Raw genomic sequence first — 25,277 nt, 5'->3', positions numbered from 1 at the left:
CAAACAAGAGCCGTCATCACCAAACTCGGTCTTTTCCAGCAGATGGCCGTTGAGGTCATAGGCGTACGCGGTGCGCCGACCGTCAAAACCGACCTCCTGACGAATCAGCCCGGTCGGCGTGTAGTCCAGCCGATACTTTTCCCCGGACTCGTTTTCAATCTCGGTGAGCAGCAGTTGCGCATGGTCGTAGCGGTACTGCACCTGCGTGCAGTCGGGATTGATCCGCCGCGAGACCAGGTGCAGATCGTCGTCGTATTCGTAGCGGGTGATGCGCCCCAGTTCATCGCGCTCGGCGGTGACCTGACCGTAGGCGCCGTAGCTGTAGGCACGGGTGCTGCCGGTAGGAAACGTCGTCTGGAGCAGTCGACCAACGGCGTCCCAATGTTGCCGGGTGACCGCACCGTGTTCGTCGGCGGTTGTGGTCCGTCGCCCCAGTGCATCGTAGGAAAAACGCCGCACGCCGCCGTCGGGCAGGGTTTCCTCGGACAACTGGCCAAGGGCATTCCACACCAGCCGATGCCGACTGCTGTCCGGGTAGCGGATCGACAGCAACTGCCCGCGGGTGTCGTAGTAGTAATGGGTGACCTGACCGTCGGGATCGACCGCTTCGGTGACATCGCCTTCGGCATTGCGCCGATAGATCCACACCGCCTCACCGCGAGAACGCCGGTGCAGGAAACCGTTGCGATACTCGTAGGACGTGGGCGCCTCATCCGGTGGAATCAGCGCGATGAGCCGTCCGACTTCGTCGTAGCGGTATTCGGTGACCGCGCCTAACGCATCCTGTTCGGCGATCAACCGTCCCGAGGCGTCATAAGCCTTGAGCTGTTCACCACCGTCCGCCTCGACCTTGCGCACCAGCCGCGCACGCTCGTCGTGGACGTAGGTCTCTTCGGTGCCATCGACGTAATGCACCGCGACACTGCCGTCGTCGTTCCAGACGTAACGCGTGTCCATCTGCGAGAACGACGCCCAGTGACGCACGCAGCGCGCCGATTTCCCCGACCGCTCCCACTCCCAAAAGAAACTCGCCCCACCAGCCAGTTGCCGCTGCAGGATCACGTGAGCGTCGTCGTAGTCGTAACGCTCGCTGTCGCCGACGGCGTTGGTCGCTTCGATCAGGTGCCGATAGGCGTCGTAGCGGTAGCTGACCAGCGTCTGTTCGCTGTCCCAGGCACCGTCGCGAAACACCTGGTAATCCACACCAACCAACTGCGCGCGGTCATAACGCAACAGCAGCGAACGCCCGGCGCCGTTGTCCAGGCGCTGCACCCGATCAGACCGATCGTGCTGCACCGTCAGACGATTGCCATAGGCATCGCTGATCGCCGTCAGCCGTCCTGCGCGAAAGTGATAAAACCGTGCGGTTTCCCCGGCCAGCGCGAGGATCAGCTCCTCCGGCTCATCGCCCAAGAAAATCGCTGCCCGCGACAGGCTGTTGTGAATCGCTGGCCGCTCACTACTCGGCAACGGAAAGCGGGTGCGGCGGTTTTCGTGATCGACCCAAACCACCTCATCAGCGAAAAACTCCAGCCGATGCGCCAGCGAATGGCTCCAGCCAAAGCCCAGCCCGACATCGATCTCTGCGGCGCTGGAGCGGTACAACCGGGTGAACTCAAATGGCAACACGCCATCGAGCAGCGCATCGCTCAGGGTCAGCAGTTCTTCACCGGTGACCATCGACACCGGGCAACCGTTGGTGCAGGTGCGCGGCACGCAATCGGCGCTGTCGCCGTTGGGGTTTTTCGCCTGGTCCGGTGAGTCGTCATGTGGCTCATGCCGTTCCATCCGGCTCGAACCGCCAGGCTTGTCCCGCACAACAGGCGCCGGATTGGGCACCGTCAGCACCAGCGAATCGGCCTGACGGATGTTCAGCGGTATCGACGGTGTCGGTTTCAACTCGACTTCACGGGCGTGAAGCGCCAGGGGTTTCAAGGCACTCGCGTGTTTGCTCAGTTCCGGTGCCGACGTCAGCTCCGCCAGGCGCAAAGCCGAGGCCGCCAGCCACTCCCGCGCCCGTGGCGACTTGATCTTCGCCAGCACCTTGCTGCTCAAGCGCAGCGGCACGCCGACGCCACCCGAGACGCGCATCAGCAGAAAACTGATCAGCAGTTCGATCCGAACCTCGGCCACCACTTCAGCCAGATATTGCGGCGGCAGCATCTTCAGCCAACTGGTGAACGCGGCCAGATGAATAAACAGCAGCGGTTCGTCACTGAGGATCAGCAGGCCATTGGCAATGGCCTCGCTGGAGGCTTGCAGCAGCGCTTCGAGTTCGACGTCGCTCAGGTACGCCAGCAGTTTTTCGCTGTTAGCCTGCAAGTCGGCGAGCAGGGCAAATACCTGTTTAATGTCATCCCAAACGCCGTTCAGGGCTTTCTCGAACCCGCGCCAATCGGCTTGTTGCAACTGACCGTAACGGTCAAGAAACCCGGAGTTGGAAAACTCCGTCCACTGCGGCTGGAATTCGCGCCATTCCCCGCGCAGCCAGCCTTCCAGGCCTGCAATGACACCCTCATAAGAGGCATACAGCGCACGCACATGGTCGGTGGACACATCGGGAAAGAAGGTGATGCGATAACGCTGGCCCCGATCGCAGTCGGTCACCTGCAGAATGCCGCTGGGGCCGATGGTGTGGTGCAGCGCTTCGCCGAAAGTCAGCACACCGCCGACATCGGCAATCACCGGTTCAAGGGTTACCGGGGTGTTGCCGATCGGCACAAAACGCGCGGCCTCGAACATGTGCACCAGCGTCAACGCCCCGCTGGCCGAGCACATGACCACCGATGAACTGAGCGGCTGGCGCGACTTGATCGGCGCGCTGAGGCGCACGTCGTTGCCGACGGTGAAGACCTGCTCGACATCCAGCGCGGTGCCTGTCCAGAACTGCTCGGCCCAGGCGTCGTAGTGGTTCAGACACAGGCGGAACTCGCGGATCAGGTGTTCGAAGTCCGGCTCATCGGGATTCAAAGCAGCAACAACGAGCAGGCCGATGCTGTTGTTCAGGGCCAGCAGCCGATCGGTTGGAAGCATTCGCAGTCTCTCGCGCACATCAAAAAGGTGCGCGGACTTTGCGGGGGATCAATCAGGAAAGAAGTCGGGCGAGTAGGCGATATCTGTAGGATGTTTCGACATGGTTTGTAGGGCGGTATAGGGTTTCGTATTTTCGTTCACAAAAAAGCACCTACCCGGGTGCCTTCAATGACAAAAGGATCAGGCGTCATGTCCAACACAGCCGAGCGGGTCAACATCGTCGACACTCAGGTGTTGTCCCATGACTGGTATCTGCTGAAGAAAATCACCTTCGACTATCACCGCAACAACGGCGAGTGGCAGCGTCAGACCCGTGAGGTCTATGACCGAGGCAACGGTGCAGCGATTTTGCTGTTCAACCGCGAACGGCGCACGGTGGTGCTGACCCGGCAGTTCCGCTTGCCGGTGTTCGTTAATGGTCACGATGGTTTGCTGATCGAGGTGGCTGCCGGGTTGCTTGAAGGCGCTGCACCGGAGCAACGGATTCGTGATGAAGCCGAAGAAGAAACCGGTTATCGCGTGCACGATGTGAAGAAGGTGTTCGAGGCCTACATGAGTCCCGGTTCGGTGACCGAGAAGCTGCACTTTTTCATTGCCGAATACGACGCCGCATCGAAGGTTAGCGACGGTGGTGGTCTGGAAGAAGAGACCGAAGAACTGGAAGTGCTGGAGTGGAGCTTCGACGAAGCGCTGGCGGCGTTTCAGCGCGGTGAGATTTGCGACGCCAAGACCATCATGCTGTTGCAGTATGCGGCGATGAATAACCTTTTTGCCCAATAAATCAAAAGATCGCAACCTTCGACAGCTCCTACAGGAAAACGCATTCCAGGTAGGAGCTGTCGAAGTCTGCGATCTCTTGATCTGTATTGACTGACTAAAACAAATCCCCGGTTTTGCCAATCTGCGACCAGTCGCCACCTTCAAGTGTCAGCAAGCGCTCTTTCGCCTCAAGTCCTCCGGCAAACCCGGTCAGCTTCCCTGACGCGCCGATCACCCGATGACACGGCGCGACAATGGAGATCGGATTGCGTCCGTTTGCTGCGCCCACTGCCCTTACGGCGCTGGGATTGCCTATTTGCTCGGCAATCTGGCTGTAGGTGCGCGTCTGGCCAAAGGGAATGGTCAGCAGCGCCGCCCATACCTTTTTCTGGAATTGCGTGCCGGCGAAATCCAGTTCCAGATCGAAGCAACTTCGAGTTCCGGAAAAATATTCTTCAAGTTGTCGAGCGGTTCGAATCAGGATCGGATTGTCGGGGGCCTCACTCATCGGCCCGAGGCGCACCCGTGTCGGTTTGTCGTTTTCCCAGAGGATGGCCGCCAGGCGTGAACCGTTCGCGACCAGCTTCAGCTCGCCGACGGGCGAGGGCAGGGTGATGAACGTGTAAGACATGACGGCAGACTCCGGATCAGGGCGGCAACAGCGCCCAGCATACTGCCTGATCGGGGAGGCGCAATACGCAAAGCCGACCATACTGCTTGATGCTCTTGAAGCGTTCCCCCTCTGTTCTGCACAGACCCTGAAAACAAAAAAGAGATCGACTCATGAAGTACGAACCTTTGGCCAAATCGCTGATAGCGACCTCACTGGCACTCAGCTGTCTCATGGCTCACGCGGCGTCGGTGGCACCGGTTGCTGCGGAAAACGGCATGGTGGTCACCGCGCAACATCTGGCCACCCATGTGGGTGTCGACGTATTGAAAAGTGGCGGCAACGCCGTCGATGCAGCGGTTGCCGTGGGGTACGCGCTGGCGGTGGTCTATCCCGCAGCCGGCAACCTCGGCGGAGGTGGCTTCATGACCATTCAACTGGCGGATGGGCGCAAGACCTTCCTCGATTTCCGCGAGAAAGCGCCGCTGGCGGCCACCGCTAACATGTACCTCGACAAGGAAGGCAACGTCATCCCCGACCTGAGTACGCGTGGCCACCTGGCAGTGGGCGTGCCCGGCACCGTGTCGGGCATGGAACTGGCGCTGAGCAAATACGGGACCAAGCCGCGCACGGAAATGATTGCGCCGGCGATCAAACTGGCGGAAGACGGTTTCGAACTGCAGCAAGGCGACGTCGAGCTGCTGGAGTACGCCACCGACGTGTTCAAAAAGGACATGCGCGACTCCGGTTCGATTTTCCTGCACAACGGCGAGCCGATGCAGGTCGGGCAGAAACTGGTGCAGAAAGATCTCGGCAAAACCCTGCGCACGATTTCCGAAAAAGGCGCCGACGGCTTCTATAAAGGCTGGGTCGCCGACGCCATCGTCACCTCCAGTCAGGCCAACAACGGCATCATCACCCAGGCTGACCTCGACAAATACAAGACCCGCGAACTGGCCCCGGTGGAGTGCGATTACCGTGGTTACCATGTGGTCTCGGCGCCACCGCCAAGCTCTGGCGGGGTGGTGATCTGCCAGATCATGAACATCCTTGAAGGCTACCCGATGAAGGATCTGGGCTTCCATTCGGCGCAGGGCATGCACTATCAGATCGAAGCCATGCGCCACGCGTATGTCGATCGCAACAGCTACCTGGGCGATCCGGATTTCGTCAAAAACCCGATCGAGCATCTGCTGGACAAGCACTACGCGACCAAACTGCGCGACGCCATTCAGCCGCAAAAGGCCGGCGTATCGGCTGAACTCAAGCCCGGCGTGGCGCCCCATGAAGGCAGCAACACCACCCACTATTCGATCGTCGACAAGTGGGGCAATGCAGTGTCGGTGACCTACACCCTCAACGACTGGTTCGGCGCGGGTGTGATGGCAAGCAAGACCGGAGTGATCCTTAACGACGAAATGGACGACTTCACCTCCAAGGTCGGTGTACCGAACATGTACGGTCTGGTGCAGGGCGAAGCCAATGCCATCGCCCCGGGCAAGGCACCGCTGTCGTCGATGAGCCCGACCATTGTCACCAAGGATGGCAACGTGGTGATGGTGGTCGGTACACCGGGCGGCAGTCGCATCATCACCGCGACCTTGCTGACCATGCTCAACGTCATCGACTACGGCATGGGCCTGCAGGAGGCGGTCGATGCGCCACGTTTCCACCAGCAGTGGATGCCGGAGGAAACCAACCTCGAAGACTTCGCCGCCAGTCCCGACACGAGGAAAATCCTCGAGAGCTGGGGGCACAAGTTTGCCGGGCCGCAGGACGCCAATCACATCGCCGCGATTCTGGTCGGCGCGCCGTCGCTGGGCGGTAAACCGGTCGGTAAAAACCGCTTCTACGGCGCCAACGATCCACGTCGCAATACGGGCTTGTCACTGGGTTACTGAGGGGCGTAAAAAGGGGGCGGGCTCATGTCCGCCCCTGTCTCAAGGACTGATCAAGGAAGGCTCATCATGACCACCGCATTACTGATCATCGACGTCCAGCGCGCCCTCTGCTCGGGCGAATATCAGTGTCATGACATTCATCGCGTGATCGAAACCATCAACGGTTTAAGCGCCCGTGCGCGCAAGGCTGGCGTGCCGGTGGTGCTGATCCAGCATGAAGAAAAGGACAGTCCGTTGGCCTACAGCGCCGAAGGCTGGCAACTGGCCGAAGGGCTTGAGACATCGCCGAAAGACCTGCGCGTACGCAAGACCACCCCGGATTCGTTTTACCAGACTGACTTGGGTAAATTATTGCCAAGTGAAGACTTCGAACGACTGGTTATTTGCGGTCTGCAAACCGACTACTGCGTCAACGCCACCGTGCGCCAGGCTCATGAGCTGGGTTATGACGTGGTACTCGCCGCCGACGCGCATTCCACCGTTGACAACGGCAATATGAGCGCCGAAGACATCATCGCCGAACACAACAAGGATCTGGCGCACCTGACCGGCTCCGTGGCGCGTATCGACGTCAAACCCGCAGCCAACATCACGTTCTGAAGCGTACACAAAACCTTGTGGGAGCGGGCCTGCTCGCGAAGGCAGTGTGTCAGTCGACATTGGTAGTGGCTGATCCACCGCTTTCGCGAGCAGGCTCGCTCCCACAGTGATTGAACAATCCTGATTGCTATGTACATCAGGGATTTCCGCTGGCAGCACTGGCATACTGCGCGCCGTCCGAAGAATGGAATCTCTCGATGTTCGCGATCTCCCTGCGTCATGCCTTGGCGCTGATGTCCCTTGCGTTTACCTGTGTTACCCAAGCCAGCAGTTACGATTGCGCCACGGCCAACAGCAAAACTGAAAAAGCCATTTGTGGCGATCCGCAGATTTCGCTGCTCGACGAGAAGCTGGGCAAACTGTGGCAATCGACATTGACCAACGTTGCCGATCCCAAAGCCCTCAAGGCAGACCAGCGGCAGTGGCTGAAAAACCGCAACACCTGTGGCGATCAGACCGCCTGTTTGCGTCGCCAGTATTTAATGCGCCTGACCGAACTGGAACACGCCACCCAGCCCTTCAGTTGGGACGCGACCTGGCAGCTCATTCCGCCGGGGACTTCAACGTCGGCGACTGTGATAACCCAGCGCCGCGATCCCACGCACATCAGCATCGACATCACGGCGGCTGAGGGCGCCAACTCCGGTGATCTGGATGGCATCGCCACACTCAAGGACGGTAAGGCCGTTTACTCGGAAGACGAGTGCACCCTGTTGTTCACTCCCATCAACGGTGTGCTGGATATTTCGCTCGTGGGTGCAGGCGGATATTGCAGTGCCGGGTTGGGCGTCTACTACACCGGTCGTTTTGTCGCTTCGCAGCAACCGCTGACGCTGGATTACGACATGCTCAGCCTGGGGCTGGCGCAAACACCGGAAGAAAACCAGGCACTGCACACGTTGCTCAAGACCGATTATCAGACGCTGGTGGAAAAGTCCGGCTCCTTGATGACTGGCGAGCCAGGCACAGATGTGCCGGGCAGTCAGGTCTGGGAGATGTGGATGCGCGGCCTCGGCGGCACCGGCATTGTGATGCGTTCAGACGATGCCCGATTCTGGGTATTGCTGGTGACTTACGACGATAGCGGTCAGTCACGCCTGCGCTATTACACCAACGCTTCAAACTGGAAAAACCGTCTACCTGAGGCCTTGCAAGCCTGGAATGAGCGCATGAAAGCTCAACTGGAACTACCCGTGGATTTCATGCCCTGATCCGCATTCAGTCTGCCCCGTGTACTAGCTCAGTGTCGCCGTTTTCCTTCGGCTACGTGCGCGACAGCCGTTAATAAACCGGCAATCTCGACTTGCAGCAGGGCTGAGCAAGTTTTTTTGCCGATTTACCCGATTCAGGCTTTCGCCCGAAGGCCACTCTCTCTAGAATCCGCCCGGCCTTCGCAATGAAGGCTCAATGCCATCATTTTTGGTTTTGTACACATAGGGACGGACATCATGCAATTCGGGAAAACGCTGGCGCTGGGACTGGTACTTGCGCTGGGCGGTTGTGCCAGTTTCACAAAAGATGAAGTAGCGCCGGTGACCATGCCGTCGGTGGCCAACTACACCAACAAGCCAAACGTCTACGTGGATTTCGACTTCTATCAGGGCGAGCCGAAAAGCGGCTCCGCCGTGGAAGTGCCGCAAGCACGTGATCAACTGAAACCACAGCTGCAAAAAATCCTCACTGACTCGGGTCTGTTCGGCCGTGTCACCCTGGACGAGTTCCAGAAGCAGCCGGGCGATTACAGCCTGCGTCTGAAAATGTACAACCATCCACCGAATGCCGGTTCCATGGTGCTGGCCTTCATCAGCGGCTTCAGCATGATGGTGATCCCGGCGTACGGCACCGATCAGTACACCTTGAGCCTGGAAGGCATGGACGGCCAAGGTCAGGCCCTGACCACCGCGAGCAACCACGATGCGATCGGTACCTGGATCGGCATCTGGTTCATCCCGCTGATGGCCAACACGCCTAAAGACGCGGTGAATGACACCTTCACCCGTCAGGTCAACGCGCTGCTCAAGCAGATGGTTGATAGCAAGAACCTGAAATACTCGGCACTCGAAACCCGCATTCCACGGGCCTGAAGCGAAAAAAAAGAGCCGCAATCGCGGCTCTTTTTTTTGCCCTTACTTCAGGGCCTGAATGAACTGTGGATCGCTGTACAGTTCCTTCAGCAGGTCACGCACCATCGGGTTGTAAGCGTTGACCGCATTCGGGATCGCAATGAACCCGAAGAAGCTGCTGCTCCACTGGCTGCTGACATTCTTGGTGGCGTCGTACACCACATCGTTGCCGTTGAGCAGGGTGAAGCGGGCGGCCAGTTTGCCGTCGCCGGTGCCCATGCCGGCGGACAGTTCGTTTTTCACCACCAGCACTTTCAACTGACGTTGAGCCTGCGGATCGAGCAGACCGGCCTTGCGCAGTTCTTCGGTGATCGCGTCCTGAATGTGCGCCGGAATGCTGCCGGACGGCGAGCGAACCGGGTTGGCGCGGACCACCAGCGAACCTTCACCGGATTCGGCCGTGACCTGAGGGTTGCTGATCGCGTGCAGCGGCGGGGTTTGTTTGAGCTTTTGCACGTTCTCGAAGCTTGGTTCGTAACGGGTCATGGTCATGCCACAGCCTTGCAGCAGCAGGGCCAGCATCGGGATCAACAACAGCGACTTCTTCACGGCAGTTCCTTGCGTGGGAATAGAGGAGGGCGCGAATTATGGGCAGAGTGCCATCATTGAGCAACCTCGTTCGTTTGCGCGTTGAGCAATCGCTCGATCTGCGCCAACTCCCAGGTACTGAGCAAACTTACCGGATCGGTGCCATAACGCTGCCAACTGTCCAGCGCGCCTTCTTGTCCGTCGCCGTTGCGGGCATATTCACAGTGGTGTAACCGCCCACCTTCAACATCCAGTCGCAACTGCCAGCCCTCGATATCAACCGTCACCAGCCCGGCGGCGGCAGGCCATTCGCAGATTTTCAAAGCGAGCACGCCCAGCGCCGCTTCACGCAGACGCTGGCAGACCTCGCGGGCGCTCAGAAATGCAGACATATCGAACTCAATGGATCCAGGAACGCGCCAGCATAAAGCCCGGATCGACAAGTGTCAGTGTTCACTGGCCCGATCCGCGACAATTCCGTAACATCCGCAACCCTCTTTTTTCCGAACATCTGCAGCCGCGCTCGACGGCTGCTCAATCAGGTAAGCCATGAAACCGATTCGTCTGCGCGCCGATGTCCTGGCCGGACTCACCACCTCGTTTGCCCTGTTGCCCGAATGCATTGCTTTCGCGCTGGTGGCTCACCTCAATCCGCTGATGGGGCTGTATGGCGCGTTCATCATTTGCACGCTGACGGCGTTGTTCGGCGGGCGGCCGGGCATGGTCTCCGGCGCGGCGGGTTCGATGGCCGTGGTCATCGTCGCGCTGGTGGTGCAACACGGCGTGCAGTATTTGCTGGCGACGGTGTTGCTCGGCGGTCTGATCATGATGGCGTTCGGGCTGCTGCGCTTGGGCAAACTGGTGCGCATGGTGCCGCACCCGGTGATGCTCGGCTTCGTCAACGGCCTGGCGATCATCATTGCGCTGGCACAACTGGAACATTTCAAGAGCGGTGAAGACTGGCTCAGCGGTACGCCGTTGTACCTGATGACCGGGCTGGTGGCGCTGACCATGGCCATCGTCTACATCCTGCCGCGCCTGACCCGCGCGGTGCCGCCGGCACTGGTGGCGATCCTCGGTGTCGGCCTGCTGGTCTACCTGTTCGGCCTACCGACCCGCACCCTCGGCGACATGGCGCACATTGCCGGTGGCTTGCCGACCTTCGCCTTGCCGGACATCCCGTGGAATCTTGAAACCCTGCGCATCATCGCGCCCTATGCGATTCTGATGGCGCTGGTCGGTCTGCTGGAAACCCTGCTGACCCTCAACCTCACCGACGAAATCACCGAAACCCGTGGCTACCCGGATCGCGAGTGCGTGGCGCTCGGTGCGGCCAACATGGTTTCGGGCGCATTCGGTGGCATGGGCGGTTGCGCGATGATCGGCCAGACCGTGATCAACCTCAGTTCCGGCGGGCGCGGGCGCTTGTCCGGTGTGGTCGCTGGCGTGCTGATTCTGTTGTTCATCCTGTTTCTGTCGCCGCTGATCGAGCGTATCCCGCTGGCGGCGCTGGTCGGCGTGATGTTCGTGGTGTCGCAGCAGACCTTCGCCTGGGCGTCGTTGCGGGTGGCCAACAAAGTGCCGCTCAACGATGTGCTGGTGATCATCGCCGTGACCACCATCACCGTGTTCACCGATCTGGCCACTGCGGTGCTGTGCGGCATCATCATCGCCGCGCTCAACTTTGCCTGGCAGCAGGCCCGTGAGCTGTACGCCGATGAACATCTGGAGGCCGACGGCAGCAAGCTCTATCGCCTGCATGGCACGCTGTTTTTTGCCTCGACCACGCCGTTCCTCAACCAGTTCGACCCGGCCAATGATCCTGCGCGCGTGACGCTGGATTGCCGACATCTGAGTTTTGTCGATTACTCGGCAATTGCGGCGTTGAAGACTCTGCGCGAGCGCTATGCCAAGGCTGGTAAGCATTTGCAGGTGTTTCACCTGTCCGAGCGTTGCAAGAAATTACTCAAGCGCGCCGGTGTCGACCACGACTGAAGGCACTGTCGCTGACGTCTTGAGCCAGGTCTTGCCGAGAATCCGCGAGACCTGATCGGCCGAGTAGGGCTTGGCCAGAAACTCGAAACCCTCGTGACCGCAGCGCGCCAGTTCTTCGCTGTAGCCGGATGTCAGTATCACGGGCAGATCCGGGCGGCGACGGCGCAATTCCCTGGCGAGCGCCACGCCCGTAATGCCGGGCATGACGACATCGGAAAACACGGCGTCGAAAGCCCTTGCGTCGTCACCAGCCAGTTGCAAGGCTTCTTCGGCGTTGGTAGCCCATGTCGTGTCATAGCCCAGATCCTGCAGGATCTGATTGGCGAAGCGGCCAACGTCCAGATTGTCCTCGACCACCAGCACCCGGCGCTTTTCATGCGGTGCCTGCAGTTCGCCTTCGTCCGACGTCTCGCCGGCCTGCGGCGCAACCGCCGGTACCTGGGGCAGGTACAGGGTGAACTCCGTTCCGTGACCGACCAGGCTGGACACATCGACATTGCCGCCCGATTGCTTGGCAAAGCCGAACACTTGCGATAACCCCAGCCCTGTGCCTTTGCCGACATCCTTAGTGGTGAAGAACGGTTCGAAAATATGCTCAAGGGTTTGCGCATCGATACCGCCGCCAGTGTCCGCCAGGGCGATGGACACAAACGGGCCGCTGGCGCCGGCATGGCCGCGAATCGCTGGCAGTGGCTGGTCGCACTCAAGGCGCAACCTCAGCTGGCCCTGGCCATTCATGGCATCACGGGCGTTGAGCGCAATATTGATCACTGCGGTTTCGAACTGACTCAGATCGACGCGGATGTAGCAGGGGTGATCGGGCCGTTCGACGCTGACATGAATTTGCGCGCCCGTCACAGACTCGAGCATTTCACCGATATTCGCCAAACGTTCGCCCGCATCGACCACTTGCGGGTTGAGCGGCTGACGCCGGGCAAAAGCGAGTAACTGGCTGGTCAGCTTGGAGGCGCGCTCGACGGTGTCGGAAACCGCGCGCATATAGCGCTGGCGACGCTCCTGCGGCAGGTCGGGCTGGCGCAGGAAATCCACTGACGAGCGAATGATGGTCAGCAGATTGTTGAAATCATGGGCCACACCACCGGTCAACTGGCCGATGGCTTCAAGCTTTTGTGACTGGCGCAGCGCCGACTCCGTTTCGGCCAGCCGCAAGCTGCGTTCCTCGACCCGTTGTTCCAGCGTGGCATTCAGTTCCGCCAGCGCCAGCAGGCCTTCACGCACGTTGGCATCGGCGCGGACCCGTTCGATGTGCGCCCAGCAACGCTCGGTGACTTCGCTCAGCAGCGACTGTTCGAAGCGCGACCAGACTCGCGGCACATTGTCGTGCACCGCCATCAGTGCGGTCAGTCGTCCTTGCTTGATCAACGGCACGCAAATGGTGGCAGTGATGCCGATGGCCTGGAAGGTTGCCGATTCTTCAGGGGCCAGTTCGCTGCGGTTGTCATGGATGATCAGCGGTTCGCCGGCACGCAGCGAGGTCACGGCTTTCTCGCCGAAGTCACGCAGTTGATAGTGGCCGACGATGCTTGGCGAGCCGGGCGCCGCCCAATCGCCGCGAATGGTGAAACCGTCTTCATCGGCGTCCATGTCGGCGTAGGCGCAGTTGGACAGCTGCAGATGCTCGACCATCAGACGCGTGGTAATGGCGAGAATGGCTTGCGCATCGGTCGCGTTGGCAACGGCGTTGCCGAGCGCCTCAAGCACGGCCAGGCGCTGGTTGAGAAAAACCGTCTGGGTGGTTTCCGTAACGGTATCGAGCATGCCGACCACGTTGCCAAGCGAGTCGCGAATCGGGCTGTAGCAGAAGGTAAAAAACGCCTGCTCCGGTCCGCTGCCCCGTTCGATGGTCAGCGCAAAGTTTTCGATGTAAGTGGCTTGCCCGGCGTACGCCGCATCGGCAATCGGGCCGATCTCGCTCCAGGCTTCTTCCCAGATCTTGCTGAAAGGTCTTCCGAGGGCGTTCGGTTTATCGCCGAGAATCGGCACGAAGGCATCGTTGAACAGGGTGATCAGTTCCGGCCCCCAAACGATGGCTTGAGGGAAGTGCGAGGCAAGACTCAGCGAGACCGTAGTCTTGAGCACATCAGGCCAGTTTTGCAGCGGACCCAGCGGGGTGCTTGCCCAATCATGGCGTCGAATCTGCTCGGCCATTGCGCCGTTGTCTTGCAACCAGTCTGTCATGGGGATCGTGTCTTTCCGGGCGTCTGCGTGTGAAGAAAGACCTTTGCGCGCGGTGTTTGGTTTCAGCACGCCCGCTCGCAGTGAAACTGTTTTCTTCAGGTCTGCGCACATCATTGCACGATGCGTGAGACAAAACGATTTGTGACAAGGGCGCCGGCTCCCGCCGGAGACGATACGCCCCACACAATATTGAGGGGTTGCTGCGCATTCCGGCGGGAGCAAGCGCCCTCGCCACAGTGTTTGTTACCTTTTGATCAGGCATCGATGGCCGGGAAATCGATATCCGTCAGCGCCGCATTGTTCAGGTAGTTGGTCAGACTCTGCACGGCCACCAGCGCAATCACTTCAATGATTTTCACGTCGTCGATACCGGCAGCGCGGGCGGCGGCGATCTGTTCATCACTCAAGTGGCCGCGACTTTCAGTCAACTGGCGGGCGAGGGTGGCGTAGGCGTTGAGTTCGCCCTGACGTGCGGCGACGATGTCCTGCGCCGACAGCCCGGCCTTGCCTGCAAACAAAGTGTGCGCCGCCAGGCAGTAATCGCAACCGTTGACCTGCGAGGTGGCGAGGTAAACGGCTTCTTTTTCTTGGGCGCTCAACGAAGTCTTGCCGAGGATCGCCGAGGCTTGCACGTAGGTTTCGAGGGCCACCGGCGCTTTCGCCAGGGTGGTGAAGACGTTGGGCAGGAAACCGATTTTCTTTTTCACACCTTCCAGCACAGGGCGGCTGGCGTCGGCGGCGTTTTCGAGGCTGATAGCGTGGATGCGGCTCATGGTGACTCTCCGAAAGTCCGGTGCGAAGTGCGCCGGGGATGGAGGTCATGTTATTGAGCCGGGCTGGTGGATTGGCGGCAAATCGTCGACGATATGCGGCAGATCGTCCAGATATGCCCTTGGAGTCGACCATGGATCGTCTTTCAACACTGCTCAGCCATTTCGGCGTGAATGCCGGTACGTTCCACAGCGGCGCGTTTTGCGGCGTCAGCGTCCATGACAACGAACCGGTCGGGCACGTGCACTTATTGCAGGCCGGCGAGTTGCTGCTCAAACCGGGTAGCGAGCGGGAGATCCACCTGAGCGAACCTTCGTTGATCTTTTTCCCCCGACCCTTCGCCCATCGCATGTCCGCCGACGAAGCCATGGACACCCGATTGGTCTGCGCATCGCTGACGTTTGACGGCGGCTCCGGTAATGCACTGGCGGCGGCGCTGCCGGATTATCTGGTGCTGAAACTGACGGACATTCCGGAGTTGGGCAACACCGTGGAATGGCTGTTCAAGGAAGCGTTCGAAGGTCATTGCGGACGGGTGGCGGTGATGGATCGCCTGTTCGAATTGCTGGTGATTCTGCTGTTGCGGCACTTGATCAGCAGCCGCGAACAACAACCGGGGATGATCGCCGGGCTGGCCGATCCACGCCTGTCCCGTGCCTTGAACCTGATGCACGAGCAACCGCAAAAACCGTGGAGCGTGGCGGATCTGGCGTCTGTCGCCAACCTGTCCCGCGCCGGGTTTGCCGAGCAGTTTCGCCGGGTCGTCGGGCAGACACCGGCCGATTATCTGCTGAGCTGGCGCGTCAGCCTGGCGCAGAAACGCTTGCGCGAAGGCAAGCCGATTGCGCTGATTGCCGAGGAGGTCGGTTACGAAAGTCCTTCGGCGCTGGCCCGGGCGTTTCGACGCAAGACCGGGCTCAGCCCGCGCGAGTGGAAGGCGGGCGCCTGAGGATCATTTGGCGAATTTCTTCGCCCCGGCCACACACAGGATCACCCCCAATGTCACCGCAAGCATGCCGACGCTGACGTGTTCATGCAGCAGGGTCGCCGCCAGTGCCAGACCGAAAAACGGCTGCAGTAATTGCAACTGACCCACCACGGCAATCCCGCCCTGAGCCAGACCGCGATACCAGAACACAAAACCGATCAGCATGCTGAACAGCGACACGTAGCCCAAGCATAGCCACGCCGACAGACTGACCGTACTGAACGAGGCGGGCGCCAGCCACAGACTCAATACCGCCATGAACGGTAGCGCGAGCACCAGCGCCCAGCAAATCACCTGCCAGCCGCCGAGGGTTCGCGACAGCTTCGCGCCTTCGGCATAACCGAGGCCGCAGGCCAGAATAGCGGCGAGCATCAGCAGGTCACCGGTGGGCGAGGCCGTCAGCCCTTGCGCGAGGGCGAAGCCGACCACCAGCGCGCTGCCGAGCATCGAGAAAATCCAGAACACCGGTCGCGGCCGCTCACCGCCGCGCAGCACGGCAAAAATCGCCGTGGCCAGAGGCAGCAAGCCAACAAATACAATCGAATGGGCCGACGTCACGTGTTGCAGCGCCAGTGCGGTCAGCAGTGGAAAGCCGAGCACCACGCCCATCGCGACAATCAACAGCGACAACCACTGGTTGCGCGCCGGGCGCCGCTCGCGAAACAGCCACAACAGCGCCACTGCCAACACCCCGGCGATGGCGGCGCGGACCACGGTGAGAAACACCGGATCGAACTCCAGCACCGCCAGACGCGTGGCCGGCAGTGAGCCGCTGAAGATCACCACGCCGATAAAGCCGTTGATCCAGCCACTGGTTTTTTCCAGTGCCGGGGTCGTCAGATTCGAAGTCCTTTCCATCACCGTTCACGCTCAGAGTGGGTTGCGTTGCGCTCATGCTAGAGTCGAGAATCAGCACAATCAAAGAATTGTCATGGATACATCCGGCATGCCACGTTCGCGCTACAAGACACTGGTTGACGCCTATGCGGCGGACATTCGTTCGGGGCAGTTGCCGCCGGGTACACGGCTGCCAACCCATCGGCAATTAGCGGCTCAGGAAGGGCTGGCGCTGGTCACGGCCTCGCGGGTGTACGCAGAACTGGAGGCCATGGGCCTGATCAGCGGCGAGACCGGGCGCGGTACGTTTGTTCGCGAAACCTCGTTGTCGCCGGGGCAGGGCATCGATCAGAAAGACGTGGCGGTCGGCATGATCGACCTCAATTTCAATTACCCGTCGTTGCCCGGTCAGGCGGATTTGTTGCGCAGCGCGTTGCGCCAGTTGGCGTTGTCCGGCGACCTGGAAGCCTTGCTGCGTTATCAGCCGCACGCTGGTCGTGCCCACGAGCGCGCGTCGGTCGCGCGGCACCTGCTGACGCGCGGCGTGCAGGTCGAGGCCGAGCAAGTATTGATCGTCAACGGCGCCCAGCAAGGCCTGGCGGTGACGCTGATGGCGCTGCTCAAACCCGGTGATGTGATTGCCGCCGACGCGCTGACCTATTCCGGCTTCAAAGTGCTGGCCGAAGCACTGCATCTGGAAGTCGTGGCGATTCCGCTTGGTGATCAGGGGCCGGATCTCGCCGCACTGGACAAACTCTGTCGCAGCCGTTCGGTGCGTGCCGTGTACAGCATGCCGACGTTGCACAATCCATTGGGCTGGGTGATGCCTCTGGCGCAGCGCGAGCAGTTGGTTGCGATCGCCCGCCGGCATGATCTGACCCTTATCGAGGACGCGGCCTACGCGTTTCTGGTGGAAAACCCACCGCGTACGCTGATCGATCTGGCACCGGAGCGCACGGTGTACGTATCGGGTCTGTCGAAGAACATCGCCACAGGCCTGCGCGTCGGTTTCATCGCCGCCCCGACCGACGAGGTGCCAGCACTGGAACGCATCATCCGCGCCACGACCTGGAACACCCCGGGCGTCATGACTGCCATCGCCTGTGGCTGGCTTGACGACGGCACGGTGACGCTGCTCGAGGAACAGAAACGCAATGACGCCAAGGCGCGGCAAGCGCTGGCGACCGAAGTGTTGAAAGGACTGCCGGGCATTGGCCATCCGGCGTCGTATTTCCTGTGGTTACCGTTGCCGGAGGATGTGCGCGCCGATCAGATTGTCGTCGAGCTGATGCACGAGCAGATTTCGGTCACCACCGCTGAACCGTTTTCCGTGGCAAGCCATACGCCCCATGCAATTCGCCTGGCGTTGGGCTCGGTGGACATGGAGGTGTTGCGCCAGGCGTTGATGACGGTCAGGAAGATCATTGGTGCTTACCTGTAAAAACAAAATGCTACCCTTGCGCCGCCCGATGCAGATCGATCCGGAACTTTCGATGAAAAACACTGCTGCACTGTCACTCGCGCTGATGCTCGCCACCGGCCTGTTCAGCACGATCACCTCCGCCACAGGCGACCCCGAAGCCGGCGCGAAAATTTTTCCGCGCCTGTGCGGCGGCTGCCATCAGGTCGGCGAATCGGCTCGCCCGGGTTTTGGTCCGCAGCTCAATGGCATTATTGGTCGGCCTGCCGGGACGTCGGCCAACTATGTGTATTCGGATGCGATGAAGAACTCGGGGGTGACGTGGGATCGCGAAACGCTGATCGCCTATCTGAAGGATCCGAAAGGTGTAGTGCCCGGTACGCGGATGATTTTCTGGGGGCTGAGTGATGAGGAGAAGCTCGATAATCTGTTGGCGTACCTCCAGACCTTCTCGCGATAACGGCAGCTCTTGCAGGGAGTTTGTGTGGTCGATCACTTGAAACAGTAATCGGCACAGAGCAATCTTGTTCGCGGAACGCTGCACTTGGCCACGGGTCGATAGGGTACTGATGCGTTATTGACCTATCGCCCGGTTCACCGTCGCACTTAAGGAGCCCACCATGAAATCTTTGCTACTGGCCGCGCCGTTGTTGCTCGTCACCGGACTCGCACACGCCGGCATCCCCCTGTTAAACGCCACATGCCCGGGCAAGATCGAAGTGCACGCCGATGAAGGCGGGCCGATCTACATCAATGGCAAGGAAGGCAAGTTGAAGAAATTCAATGAGAACTACTTCGAAGCCAAGGGGGCAGGCGTGACAATCTCCCTGAGTATCAATCCCGATGGTTCGCCTGCTGTGTCCTACACCGGGAAGAACAAGGCCAACGGGATTTGCGAAGTGAAGAAGGCCTGATCACGCCACTTGGTTACGACCCGCCGCTTTGGCTTGATAGAGCTGCTGATCGGCGCGTTTGATCAGTGCGTTGTGGCTGTTGTCTGCCGGGTCCGCGAGGCCGACGCCGATGCTCACCGTCACTTGCCCGATCACCGGGAAGTGAGCTTCGGCGACCGCCACGCGGATCTTCTCGGCGACGACTTCCGGGGTGTCGGGTTTGGCGATTTCCGGCAACAGCACGGCGAATTCTTCGCCGCCGTAGCGGGCGACGAAATCGGTGGTGCGCAGGCTGCTCTGAATCAACTGCGCCAACTGCTGCAGCACATCGTCACCCACCGCGTGGCCGTGGCCGTCATTGATGCGCTTGAAGTGGTCGGCATCGATCAGCAGCAGGGCAAACGGCCGCCCGGTGCGGCGGAACAGCAGGGTGTATTCGGTCAGTTTCTCGTCGAAGCGACGACGGTTGTAAACGCCGGTCAAGCTGTCGTGGGTCGCCAGGCTCAGCAGTTCGGCGTTGGCTTGCGTCAGCGCCGCAGTGCGTTGCGCCACCGTGGCTTCCAGCGAGGCATTGGCCTCTTGCAGCTCGCGCTCCTTGCCGAGCAGTGATTGCGTCATCGCATCAATGGACTGGCCGAGCTGGGCGATTTCCAGCACCGGGTGTTGCAGCGGGAATTGTGCGCCGGGCTGCTGGTTCTGCACCTGCCGGGCCGAGCGCGCGAGTTGTTCGATCGGACGGCTCAGGTACAGCGCCAGGTAGTAGGCCACCAGGCCGAACAGCACCGCCGCGACCACGCCCAGGATCAGCAGTTTGTACATCAGCAGGCGCGCCGGTTGCAGTGCGGTTTCCAAAGGCTGGCGTACGGCAATCGACCATGACAGCGCGGTGCTTGACGGCGTCGGCACGTTGACCACGCTGGTGAGGAAGCCATTGCCCGCGGTCCAGCCTTGCCCCTTGGCGCCGGTTGCCAGTTGTTGCCCCATCAGCGCTTCCGGGTACAGCACCTTGCCATCGTGATCAATGATCAACGCTTCGATATCCGGCGTTGAATTTTTGTGCGAGAACGCCGCCGACTCGACAATGCGTGTCACCCAGCTCCAGTGCGCGTGGGCGCCCAGTACGCCAATCACCTGACCGTCGGCGTTGCGGATCGGCGCGGCGAAATCGATGAAGCGCAACGGTTCACCGTTCGGCAGGGCCGGCAGCTTTTTCGCCAGCAGCACTGCCTCATGGGGATCGCCGGTGTACTCACCGCGCATCCCGGCCTGGAACCACGGGCGTTGTTGCACCGATTGGCCGACCAGCAGTTCGTTCACCGCTTGATGCACCTTGCCCTCGGCATCAGTGACGCCCATCCACGCATACTCGGCGCGCGCCTGGGTGCGCAGTTGCATCGATTTCAAAATGGACGGGTTGTCCAGATCGCCACGCTCCAGATGCGGCGCGCGGCTGAGCAGATACACCTCCAACTGGCGTTCACGCAGTTTCTCGCCCAACAACGATGCGGCCGAACGCGCGGTGTTGAGCAACGCATTGCCGCTGGCCTGCTTCATTTGTTCAGTGGCGATATGGCCGACATAGAAGCCCACGCTTAGCAGCGTCAGCAGGGACAAACCGGCGAACCAAAGGGTGAGGTGGCTACGCAGACTGGCTTTGAGCATGTGCTGTCGAGGTCTGTTTTGGAATTGTCGCCGCATGGTATGCGCAATGGGCCGTGGGTGGCCAGTCGGGGAATGGATGGCGGAGGACGTGAAAAAGCCCGGCTGATCAGGCCGGGCTTTTAGGGGATTGCGGTGAAATCAGTGATTTATGCGACGCGGCGTTCGATCAGACGATCGGAACCACCTTCGGCAACGCGGCGCTCGATCAGACGATCGGAACCACCTTCGGCAACGCGGCGCTCGATCAGACGATCGGAACCACCTTCGGCAACGCGGCGTTCGATCAGACGATCAGAACCACCTTCGGCAACGCGGCGTTCGATCAGACGATCAGAACCACCTTCGGCAACGCGGCGTTCGATCAGACGATCAGAACCACCTTCAGCAACGCGGCGTTCGATCAGACGATCAGAACCACCTTCAGCGACGCGGCGTTCGATCAGACGATCAGAACCACCTTCGGCAACGCGGCGTTCGATCAGACGATCGGAACCACCTTCGGCAACGCGGCGTTCTATCAGACGATCGGAACCGCCCTCAGCAACACGACTTTCAATCAACTTGTCCGAGCCGCCTTCTGCGACTTGGGTGTGTGCCGGGGTGGCGGCAAAAGCGTTAATGGCGAAAACCGAGAAAGCGATGCTGAGAAGGGTCTGGCGTTTCATGATCGTGTGCTCCAAGGGGTAGTTGTTTGTCTGGAGCTGATGTTACGCCGTGGATTTTTTATGAGAACTTCATTGACGTGATGGTGAACATCGACCGCAATGATGGTTCACCAATCCCCTTGTAGGAGCTGCCGCAGGCTGCGATCTTTTGATCTGGCCGTTTTCTCAGAGCGACTTCGCCACCCGAACACACAGTTCACCAGTCGCCCGCGTCAAAGCCAGTTCATGCAGCGCATCGCGGGTCAGGCCACTGCGCGCCTTGGCCAGCCACGCCGGACAATTAGCGTCATGGCGATACGGCGCGAAGGCGGCGTATTGCTGCAGCAGGCGGGTTTGCAACTCATCCAGACGCGGGCGAATCTGCTTGCCCAGGTCGGGACGCGGCGTGTCCGGTGCGGCACCGGCCGCCTGCCATTGCGCGAGCAAACCGTACTGCACCAATTTGTTAGCCTCCATTTGCGCCGCAATCAGTTGCGCCACGTCTTCAGGGTCAAGCTTGCGCTCGGTGGCCAGCGTTCGCGCATTGGCGATCACCTGCGCCTCACGAGGACTGTCCTGTACCGGCTTGCCGCTGTCCCATTTGGTCAGCGCGACGAGGTCGCCGATGTTCAGGCGTTCGTTCAGCGTTTCCAGTAGTGGCTTCAAGGTTTCGCCGGGCGCGGCGGCGTGAGCGCTGGTGGCGAGCACGGAGAGGAGGGCAGCGGTCAACAGATTGGCAACGTGCGGCATGAACAGAGCCTCAATGAGAGAAGTGAAAGTGGGCAATTGTTTACCACAGCTCTGAACGTGCACCTACAGAAGGGTGCCAGTTACACAAGCGCGGCCACCGGTCATAAACAGCGATTTGAAATGTTAATTGCGCCCCGCATGCAACTCACCGAAGCTATCCTCCATCAGCCCTCCTGCCGTCGAGATGGACCTCTATTCAATGCAAGCCGTCGCCCAACGCCCACTCTGGCACACCTACCTGCTGTTCCTCGCGCCGATGGTGCTGTCGAACTTTCTGCAATCTATGTCGGGCACGGTCAACAGCATCTACATCGGCCAGATGCTCGGCACCCAGGCGCTGGCGGCGGTGTCGGGGATGTTTCCCATCGTGTTCTTCTTTATCGCACTGGTGATCGGCCTCGGCGCGGGCGCCGGTGTGTTGATCGGGCAGGCCTGGGGCGCGCGTGAGCCGCACATGGTCAAGGCGATTGCCGGGGCGACGCTGCTGCTCGGGGTGTTGATCGGTCTGGTGGCGGCGGTGCTGGGCAGTGTGTTCGCGCGCCAGGCGCTGACCGGGTTGGGGACGCCGGCGGATGTGCTCGACGATGCGGTGGCCTATGCCCATGTGATGATGTGGATCTTGCCGTCGCTGCTGGTGTTCGTGTTGTTCACGCAACTGCTGCGCGGGGTCAGCGATACGCTGTCGCCGTTGTTGGCACTGATGGTCTCTACCTGCGTCGGGCTGGCCCTGACGCCAGCGCTGATTCGCGGCTGGTTCGGCTTGCCGCAACTGGGTATTCAGAGTGCGGCGTATGCCGGGCTGGCCGGTAACCTGGCGGCGATGGCATGGCTGGCGTGGCGGCTGATTCGCAAGGGGCATCCGCTGGCGCCGGACCGCGAGTTCTTTGCTGCGCTGCGTCTCGACGGGGCAATTCTCGGCAAGGTGTTGCGCATCGGTCTGCCGACCGGCGTGCAGATGATCGTGCTGTCGCTGTCGGAGCTGGTGATTCTGGCGCTGGTCAACCAGCACGGTTCGCAAGCAACGGCGGCGTATGGCGCGGTGACGCAGATCGTCAACTACGTGCAGTTCCCGGCGTTGTCGATTGCGATCACCGCTTCGATCCTCGGTGCACAGGCCATCGGCGCCGGGCGACTCGAGCGCATGGGGCCGATTCTGCGCACCGGGCTGTTGATCAACGTGTGCCTGACCGGCGGTTTGATTGTGCTCGGTTACTTGTTGTCGCACTGGTTGCTCGGGCTGTTTTTGACCGAGGACTCAACCCGGGCGATGGCTGAGCATCTGCTGCACATCATGCTGTGGAGCCTGTTGGTGTTCGGCTTCCAGGCCATCATCGGCGGGATCATGCGCGCCAGCGGCACGGTGTTGGTGCCGGTGATCATTGCGATCATTTGTGTGGTCGGTGTGCAACTGCCGGCGGCGTACTGGCTGGACGGCCAATATGGTTTGCAGGGCGTGTGGATGGCGTTTCCGGTGGCGTACCTGGGCATGCTGGTGCTGCAGACCCTGTATTACAAACTGGTCTGGCAGCATCAGAAGATCGAGCGCTTGGTGTAGGCGCTGGCGTAACGCGTGGATGTTTGCTTAAGTCAATTGAGGCCCTCGACGGCCAGCCCCGCCCGGAGAATTCCATGTCGATCCGATTGCTGCTGGCTGCAGCCTTTTCGCTGTGCGTCGTCTGTGCCGCGCAGGCGGTCGAATACACGCGGGTCAATACCAACGCCAGTCAGATCAGCTTCACCTACAACCAGATGGGCTCGCCGATGTACGGCACCTTTGGCAAGTTCGAGGCGACGCTGGACTTTGATACCGATAACCTCGCCAACGCCCGAACCACGCTGCACATCGAGCTCAGCAGCATCGATGCCGGCAGCGAAGACGCCAACACCGAGCTGGTGAAACCGGCGTGGTTCGACACCGAAAAATTTCCCGTGGCGGTGTTCGAATCACTACGTTTCACCCAAGTGGCCGAGCGTCGTTATCTGATCGACGGACAACTCACCCTCAAGGGCATTACCCGCGCAGTGCAGGTGCCGGTGGAACTGAAACCGGGCAGTGACATTGGCATTTTTGACGGTGATATGGTGCTCAGGCGTGACGAGTTCGGCCTCGGCGCAGGGGAGTGGGCGGACACCGTGGTGTCCAAGGACATCGCCATCAAATTCAAAGTGGTGGCGCCACAGCAGTGACGCCAACCGTAGCGATCAATACGCCCGCCAGTGCCCCGGCACCCAGCGCCATTGGTTGCCGCCCCAGCGATAGTGCCCGGCAACCCAGTGATAACCCGGCGCCGGCATCACCGGCACGACTTCGACCAGCGGCGGAGGCCGATGCGGACGGGCCGGCTCGACGACGCAACCGGACAACGTAACGGCCACCAGCGTGGCGGCCAGCAGTGCTTTAACGGTTTTCGACATGGTGGTGTTCTCGCAAGAAGTGATGGCCAGGCTGTCGCGCATTCATCGCACCCAATGCCCCTCGACCCAGAACCAGTTTGGTCCGCGTGCCTGCCAGTGCCCGGGTTTCCAGCGCGCGCCGTATCTCACCGGTTGCCAGTGGCCGGGTATCCACACGTAACCGCGTCCTTGCCAGCGCCAATGACCTTGATCCCAGACATAACCGGGACGCGCGCCGGGCATCACTTCCATGCGCATCGGCGGTGGCGCTTGCTGGACGATCACTACCGGTTGCGCAAACACCGGGGCGCCGCTCAGCGCGGTCAGTGTCAACGACACCAGCAGCAGGGTTTTTCGCCATTTGGACAGGGAACGCAAAACGCTCATGACAACTCCTCAAGGCCTGCGTCGAAAAGTGAACGCAGCTGCAGAATTGGATGCCGGATTTGCCAAAGATCCCGTCTGAGGTCGATGAAATTTTTGTCAGGGAGGGCGATGCGAGAACGTCAGGATGGCGCCGCAGCAAGACGCCCGGCGCGCGTGATGGTTTTTGCCTGTGATTCTGAACTCAATAGAACCGGTCTTGCTCTTTCATTGCCTGAATCTGCCATAACGTCCTGCCCGAGATCAGCAGAAACAGCAGTGCGAGCAACACACCGCCGGTCATGATGTAGAAGCTCGTACGGTAACTCTGCAACTGGCTGGCGATGCAGCTTTTATCTGGAATCCACGGCGACACCAGCAGGGTGATCGGGCCATCGACTTCGTACTGGGTATGCTCAACGTAGCGTTCGTCGGCGTGTTGCCCTTCATGGATCTGGCCTTGGACATCGGTGTATTGATAGTGAATGACCTTGCCATTGGCGTTCATTGGAATCTTTTCCAGTGCCGTGACGCTGCCGCGGGTTTCCACACCGTTGAAACTCAGCGCCCCATAAAGCATGCCCGACTTGTGCGCCATTGCAGCGAGCAGCAGAACCACGCAGCAAGCAACGGTCAGCATGACGATACGGTTGTAGAGGTGATCCTTGGCAGCTTCGCGCGGGTAGTACATGGCCGATCCCTGGTGGTGACATTTGTAGGAGACCGTTACATCGGCGCTCGGAACAGGAACTTTAGACGTCGAGCGGGCGCGTCACGGTATGATGTCGCGGCTCGTCGACCGCTGCG

Annotated in this window: 25 protein-coding genes; 12 read left to right on the top strand and 13 right to left on the bottom strand. The window is 60.4% G+C overall.

What is annotated here, in order from left to right; genetic code table 11:
- The coding region (locus QZR14_RS20650) for a DUF6531 domain-containing protein (protein WP_311997610.1) at positions 1-3,033 on the bottom strand (3,033 nt) is incomplete at its 3' end.
- Positions 3,034-3,222: 189 nt separating this feature from the next.
- On the opposite strand from QZR14_RS20650, the gene QZR14_RS20645 reads away from it, so the two are divergent.
- Positions 3,223-3,813, top strand: a complete 591-nt coding sequence (locus tag QZR14_RS20645; protein ID WP_311997609.1) for an NUDIX domain-containing protein — start codon at positions 3,223-3,225, stop codon at positions 3,811-3,813.
- Between the two features lie 94 nt (positions 3,814-3,907).
- Here QZR14_RS20645 and QZR14_RS20640 read toward each other — a convergent pair whose 3' ends face one another.
- Positions 3,908-4,423, bottom strand: a complete 516-nt coding sequence (locus tag QZR14_RS20640; RefSeq protein ID WP_311997613.1) for a methylated-DNA--[protein]-cysteine S-methyltransferase — start codon at positions 4,421-4,423, stop codon at positions 3,908-3,910.
- A gap of 152 nt (positions 4,424-4,575) precedes the next feature.
- On the opposite strand from QZR14_RS20640, the gene ggt reads away from it, so the two are divergent.
- From ggt to QZR14_RS20620, 4 genes are all read left to right on the top strand, one after another.
- A complete protein-coding gene (gene ggt / locus QZR14_RS20635; protein ID WP_311997608.1) occupies positions 4,576-6,303 on the top strand; it encodes a gamma-glutamyltransferase in 1,728 nt (575 codons plus the stop codon).
- 66 nt (positions 6,304-6,369) lie between these two features.
- Entirely contained in the window at positions 6,370-6,903 is a 534-nt protein-coding gene (locus tag QZR14_RS20630) for a cysteine hydrolase family protein (protein ID WP_311997607.1), read from the top strand.
- 197 nt (positions 6,904-7,100) lie between these two features.
- On the top strand, positions 7,101-8,114 hold the full coding sequence (locus QZR14_RS20625; RefSeq protein ID WP_250604248.1) for a lysozyme inhibitor LprI family protein: 1,014 nt from the start codon (positions 7,101-7,103) through the stop codon (positions 8,112-8,114).
- Positions 8,115-8,351: 237 nt separating this feature from the next.
- Complete coding sequence (locus QZR14_RS20620; protein ID WP_311997606.1) at positions 8,352-8,987, top strand: hypothetical protein; 636 nt, start codon at positions 8,352-8,354, stop codon at positions 8,985-8,987.
- 42 nt (positions 8,988-9,029) lie between these two features.
- On the opposite strand, the gene QZR14_RS20615 is transcribed toward QZR14_RS20620, so the two are convergent.
- Together QZR14_RS20615 and QZR14_RS20610 are read right to left on the bottom strand one after the other, a co-directional pair.
- Positions 9,030-9,575, bottom strand: coding sequence for a hypothetical protein (locus QZR14_RS20615; RefSeq protein WP_007908120.1), 546 nt, complete (start codon positions 9,573-9,575; stop codon positions 9,030-9,032).
- Positions 9,576-9,628: 53 nt separating this feature from the next.
- A complete protein-coding gene (locus QZR14_RS20610) occupies positions 9,629-9,946 on the bottom strand; it encodes a DUF7693 family protein (protein WP_311997605.1) in 318 nt (105 codons plus the stop codon).
- Between the two features lie 157 nt (positions 9,947-10,103).
- Between QZR14_RS20610 and QZR14_RS20605 the strand changes: the two genes are divergently transcribed.
- Complete coding sequence (locus tag QZR14_RS20605) at positions 10,104-11,549, top strand: SulP family inorganic anion transporter (RefSeq protein WP_250604255.1); 1,446 nt, start codon at positions 10,104-10,106, stop codon at positions 11,547-11,549.
- On the opposite strand, the gene QZR14_RS20600 is transcribed toward QZR14_RS20605, so the two are convergent.
- Both QZR14_RS20600 and QZR14_RS20595 read right to left on the bottom strand, forming a co-directional pair.
- Positions 11,517-13,748 carry a GAF domain-containing protein gene (locus QZR14_RS20600; RefSeq protein WP_311997604.1) on the bottom strand — a complete coding sequence of 744 codons (2,232 nt, stop codon included), beginning with the start codon at positions 13,746-13,748 and terminating at the stop codon, positions 11,517-11,519. The two genes, QZR14_RS20605 and QZR14_RS20600, sit on opposite strands and share 33 nt — an antisense overlap.
- A 254-nt stretch (positions 13,749-14,002) precedes the next feature.
- Positions 14,003-14,521 (bottom strand): carboxymuconolactone decarboxylase family protein, encoded by a 519-nt coding sequence (locus QZR14_RS20595; protein WP_250604259.1) that lies wholly within the window; start codon positions 14,519-14,521, stop codon positions 14,003-14,005.
- A gap of 131 nt (positions 14,522-14,652) precedes the next feature.
- On the opposite strand from QZR14_RS20595, the gene QZR14_RS20590 reads away from it, so the two are divergent.
- Positions 14,653-15,468 (top strand): AraC family transcriptional regulator, encoded by an 816-nt coding sequence (locus QZR14_RS20590; RefSeq protein ID WP_311997603.1) that lies wholly within the window; start codon positions 14,653-14,655, stop codon positions 15,466-15,468.
- 3 nt (positions 15,469-15,471) lie between these two features.
- Here QZR14_RS20590 and QZR14_RS20585 read toward each other — a convergent pair whose 3' ends face one another.
- Positions 15,472-16,365: a DMT family transporter gene (locus tag QZR14_RS20585; RefSeq protein WP_311997602.1), complete on the bottom strand. Its 894-nt coding sequence runs from the start codon at positions 16,363-16,365 to the stop codon at positions 15,472-15,474.
- Between the two features lie 88 nt (positions 16,366-16,453).
- Between QZR14_RS20585 and QZR14_RS20580 the strand changes: the two genes are divergently transcribed.
- The 3 genes from QZR14_RS20580 (at position 16,454) to QZR14_RS20570 (ending at position 18,678) form a co-directional block, all read left to right on the top strand.
- Entirely contained in the window at positions 16,454-17,785 is a 1,332-nt protein-coding gene (locus QZR14_RS20580) for an aminotransferase-like domain-containing protein (protein WP_311997612.1), read from the top strand.
- Between the two features lie 52 nt (positions 17,786-17,837).
- The gene (locus tag QZR14_RS20575) at positions 17,838-18,224 is read left to right on the top strand and encodes a c-type cytochrome (RefSeq protein WP_311997611.1); all 387 of its coding nucleotides are present in this window, start codon (positions 17,838-17,840) and stop codon (positions 18,222-18,224) included.
- A 160-nt stretch (positions 18,225-18,384) separates the two neighbouring features.
- Complete coding sequence (locus tag QZR14_RS20570; RefSeq protein WP_250604269.1) at positions 18,385-18,678, top strand: hypothetical protein; 294 nt, start codon at positions 18,385-18,387, stop codon at positions 18,676-18,678.
- On the opposite strand, the gene QZR14_RS20565 is transcribed toward QZR14_RS20570, so the two are convergent.
- From QZR14_RS20565 to QZR14_RS20555, 3 genes are all read right to left on the bottom strand, one after another.
- Positions 18,679-20,319 carry a sensor domain-containing diguanylate cyclase gene (locus tag QZR14_RS20565; RefSeq protein WP_311997601.1) on the bottom strand — a complete coding sequence of 547 codons (1,641 nt, stop codon included), beginning with the start codon at positions 20,317-20,319 and terminating at the stop codon, positions 18,679-18,681. It abuts the gene before it with no gap.
- A 146-nt stretch (positions 20,320-20,465) separates the two neighbouring features.
- On the bottom strand, positions 20,466-20,984 hold the full coding sequence (locus QZR14_RS20560) for a phage infection protein (RefSeq protein WP_311997600.1): 519 nt from the start codon (positions 20,982-20,984) through the stop codon (positions 20,466-20,468).
- 165 nt (positions 20,985-21,149) lie between these two features.
- Entirely contained in the window at positions 21,150-21,713 is a 564-nt protein-coding gene (locus tag QZR14_RS20555) for a chorismate mutase (RefSeq protein ID WP_250604275.1), read from the bottom strand.
- A gap of 199 nt (positions 21,714-21,912) precedes the next feature.
- Here QZR14_RS20555 and QZR14_RS20550 point away from each other — a divergent pair, with 199 nt between their 5' ends.
- The gene (locus QZR14_RS20550; protein ID WP_250604277.1) at positions 21,913-23,268 is read left to right on the top strand and encodes an MATE family efflux transporter; all 1,356 of its coding nucleotides are present in this window, start codon (positions 21,913-21,915) and stop codon (positions 23,266-23,268) included.
- Between the two features lie 74 nt (positions 23,269-23,342).
- Entirely contained in the window at positions 23,343-23,900 is a 558-nt protein-coding gene (locus tag QZR14_RS20545) for a YceI family protein (protein WP_311997599.1), read from the top strand.
- 15 nt (positions 23,901-23,915) lie between these two features.
- Here QZR14_RS20545 and QZR14_RS20540 read toward each other — a convergent pair whose 3' ends face one another.
- From QZR14_RS20540 to QZR14_RS20530, 3 genes are all read right to left on the bottom strand, one after another.
- Positions 23,916-24,128 carry a YXWGXW repeat-containing protein gene (locus QZR14_RS20540; RefSeq protein ID WP_007908149.1) on the bottom strand — a complete coding sequence of 71 codons (213 nt, stop codon included), beginning with the start codon at positions 24,126-24,128 and terminating at the stop codon, positions 23,916-23,918.
- Between the two features lie 42 nt (positions 24,129-24,170).
- Positions 24,171-24,494: a YXWGXW repeat-containing protein gene (locus QZR14_RS20535; RefSeq protein WP_311997598.1), complete on the bottom strand. Its 324-nt coding sequence runs from the start codon at positions 24,492-24,494 to the stop codon at positions 24,171-24,173.
- Positions 24,495-24,675: 181 nt separating this feature from the next.
- Positions 24,676-25,161 carry a DUF3592 domain-containing protein gene (locus QZR14_RS20530; RefSeq protein WP_311997597.1) on the bottom strand — a complete coding sequence of 162 codons (486 nt, stop codon included), beginning with the start codon at positions 25,159-25,161 and terminating at the stop codon, positions 24,676-24,678.
- Between the last annotated feature and the right edge of the window lie 116 nt (positions 25,162-25,277).

This window comes from Pseudomonas sp. rhizo66 (assembly GCF_031931925.1).
Classification (GTDB): domain Bacteria; phylum Pseudomonadota; class Gammaproteobacteria; order Pseudomonadales; family Pseudomonadaceae; genus Aquipseudomonas.
This window is presented reverse-complemented; position numbering and strand designations above follow the sequence as displayed.

What these genes read in the sequence shown, in the direction of transcription:
- QZR14_RS20555 (WP_250604275.1), bottom strand. Translation starts at nt 21,713, where the DNA reads ATGCCGCACGTTGCCAATCTGTTGACCGCTGCCCTCCTCTCCGTGCTC.
- QZR14_RS20560 (WP_311997600.1), bottom strand. Translation starts at nt 20,984, where the DNA reads ATGAAACGCCAGACCCTTCTCAGCATCGCTTTCTCGGTTTTCGCCATT.
- QZR14_RS20530 (WP_311997597.1), bottom strand. Translation starts at nt 25,161, where the DNA reads ATGTACTACCCGCGCGAAGCTGCCAAGGATCACCTCTACAACCGTATC.
- QZR14_RS20625 (WP_250604248.1), top strand. Translation starts at nt 7,101, where the DNA reads ATGTTCGCGATCTCCCTGCGTCATGCCTTGGCGCTGATGTCCCTTGCG.
- ggt (WP_311997608.1), top strand. Translation starts at nt 4,576, where the DNA reads ATGAAGTACGAACCTTTGGCCAAATCGCTGATAGCGACCTCACTGGCA.
- QZR14_RS20640 (WP_311997613.1), bottom strand. Translation starts at nt 4,423, where the DNA reads ATGTCTTACACGTTCATCACCCTGCCCTCGCCCGTCGGCGAGCTGAAG.
- QZR14_RS20590 (WP_311997603.1), top strand. Translation starts at nt 14,653, where the DNA reads ATGGATCGTCTTTCAACACTGCTCAGCCATTTCGGCGTGAATGCCGGT.
- QZR14_RS20585 (WP_311997602.1), bottom strand. Translation starts at nt 16,365, where the DNA reads ATGGAAAGGACTTCGAATCTGACGACCCCGGCACTGGAAAAAACCAGT.
- QZR14_RS20535 (WP_311997598.1), bottom strand. Translation starts at nt 24,494, where the DNA reads ATGAGCGTTTTGCGTTCCCTGTCCAAATGGCGAAAAACCCTGCTGCTG.
- QZR14_RS20605 (WP_250604255.1), top strand. Translation starts at nt 10,104, where the DNA reads ATGAAACCGATTCGTCTGCGCGCCGATGTCCTGGCCGGACTCACCACC.
- QZR14_RS20580 (WP_311997612.1), top strand. Translation starts at nt 16,454, where the DNA reads ATGCCACGTTCGCGCTACAAGACACTGGTTGACGCCTATGCGGCGGAC.
- QZR14_RS20600 (WP_311997604.1), bottom strand. Translation starts at nt 13,748, where the DNA reads ATGACAGACTGGTTGCAAGACAACGGCGCAATGGCCGAGCAGATTCGA.
- QZR14_RS20630 (WP_311997607.1), top strand. Translation starts at nt 6,370, where the DNA reads ATGACCACCGCATTACTGATCATCGACGTCCAGCGCGCCCTCTGCTCG.
- QZR14_RS20645 (WP_311997609.1), top strand. Translation starts at nt 3,223, where the DNA reads ATGTCCAACACAGCCGAGCGGGTCAACATCGTCGACACTCAGGTGTTG.
- QZR14_RS20545 (WP_311997599.1), top strand. Translation starts at nt 23,343, where the DNA reads ATGTCGATCCGATTGCTGCTGGCTGCAGCCTTTTCGCTGTGCGTCGTC.
- QZR14_RS20575 (WP_311997611.1), top strand. Translation starts at nt 17,838, where the DNA reads ATGAAAAACACTGCTGCACTGTCACTCGCGCTGATGCTCGCCACCGGC.
- QZR14_RS20620 (WP_311997606.1), top strand. Translation starts at nt 8,352, where the DNA reads ATGCAATTCGGGAAAACGCTGGCGCTGGGACTGGTACTTGCGCTGGGC.
- QZR14_RS20595 (WP_250604259.1), bottom strand. Translation starts at nt 14,521, where the DNA reads ATGAGCCGCATCCACGCTATCAGCCTCGAAAACGCCGCCGACGCCAGC.
- QZR14_RS20610 (WP_311997605.1), bottom strand. Translation starts at nt 9,946, where the DNA reads ATGTCTGCATTTCTGAGCGCCCGCGAGGTCTGCCAGCGTCTGCGTGAA.
- QZR14_RS20565 (WP_311997601.1), bottom strand. Translation starts at nt 20,319, where the DNA reads ATGCTCAAAGCCAGTCTGCGTAGCCACCTCACCCTTTGGTTCGCCGGT.
- QZR14_RS20550 (WP_250604277.1), top strand. Translation starts at nt 21,913, where the DNA reads ATGCAAGCCGTCGCCCAACGCCCACTCTGGCACACCTACCTGCTGTTC.
- QZR14_RS20540 (WP_007908149.1), bottom strand. Translation starts at nt 24,128, where the DNA reads ATGTCGAAAACCGTTAAAGCACTGCTGGCCGCCACGCTGGTGGCCGTT.
- QZR14_RS20570 (WP_250604269.1), top strand. Translation starts at nt 18,385, where the DNA reads ATGAAATCTTTGCTACTGGCCGCGCCGTTGTTGCTCGTCACCGGACTC.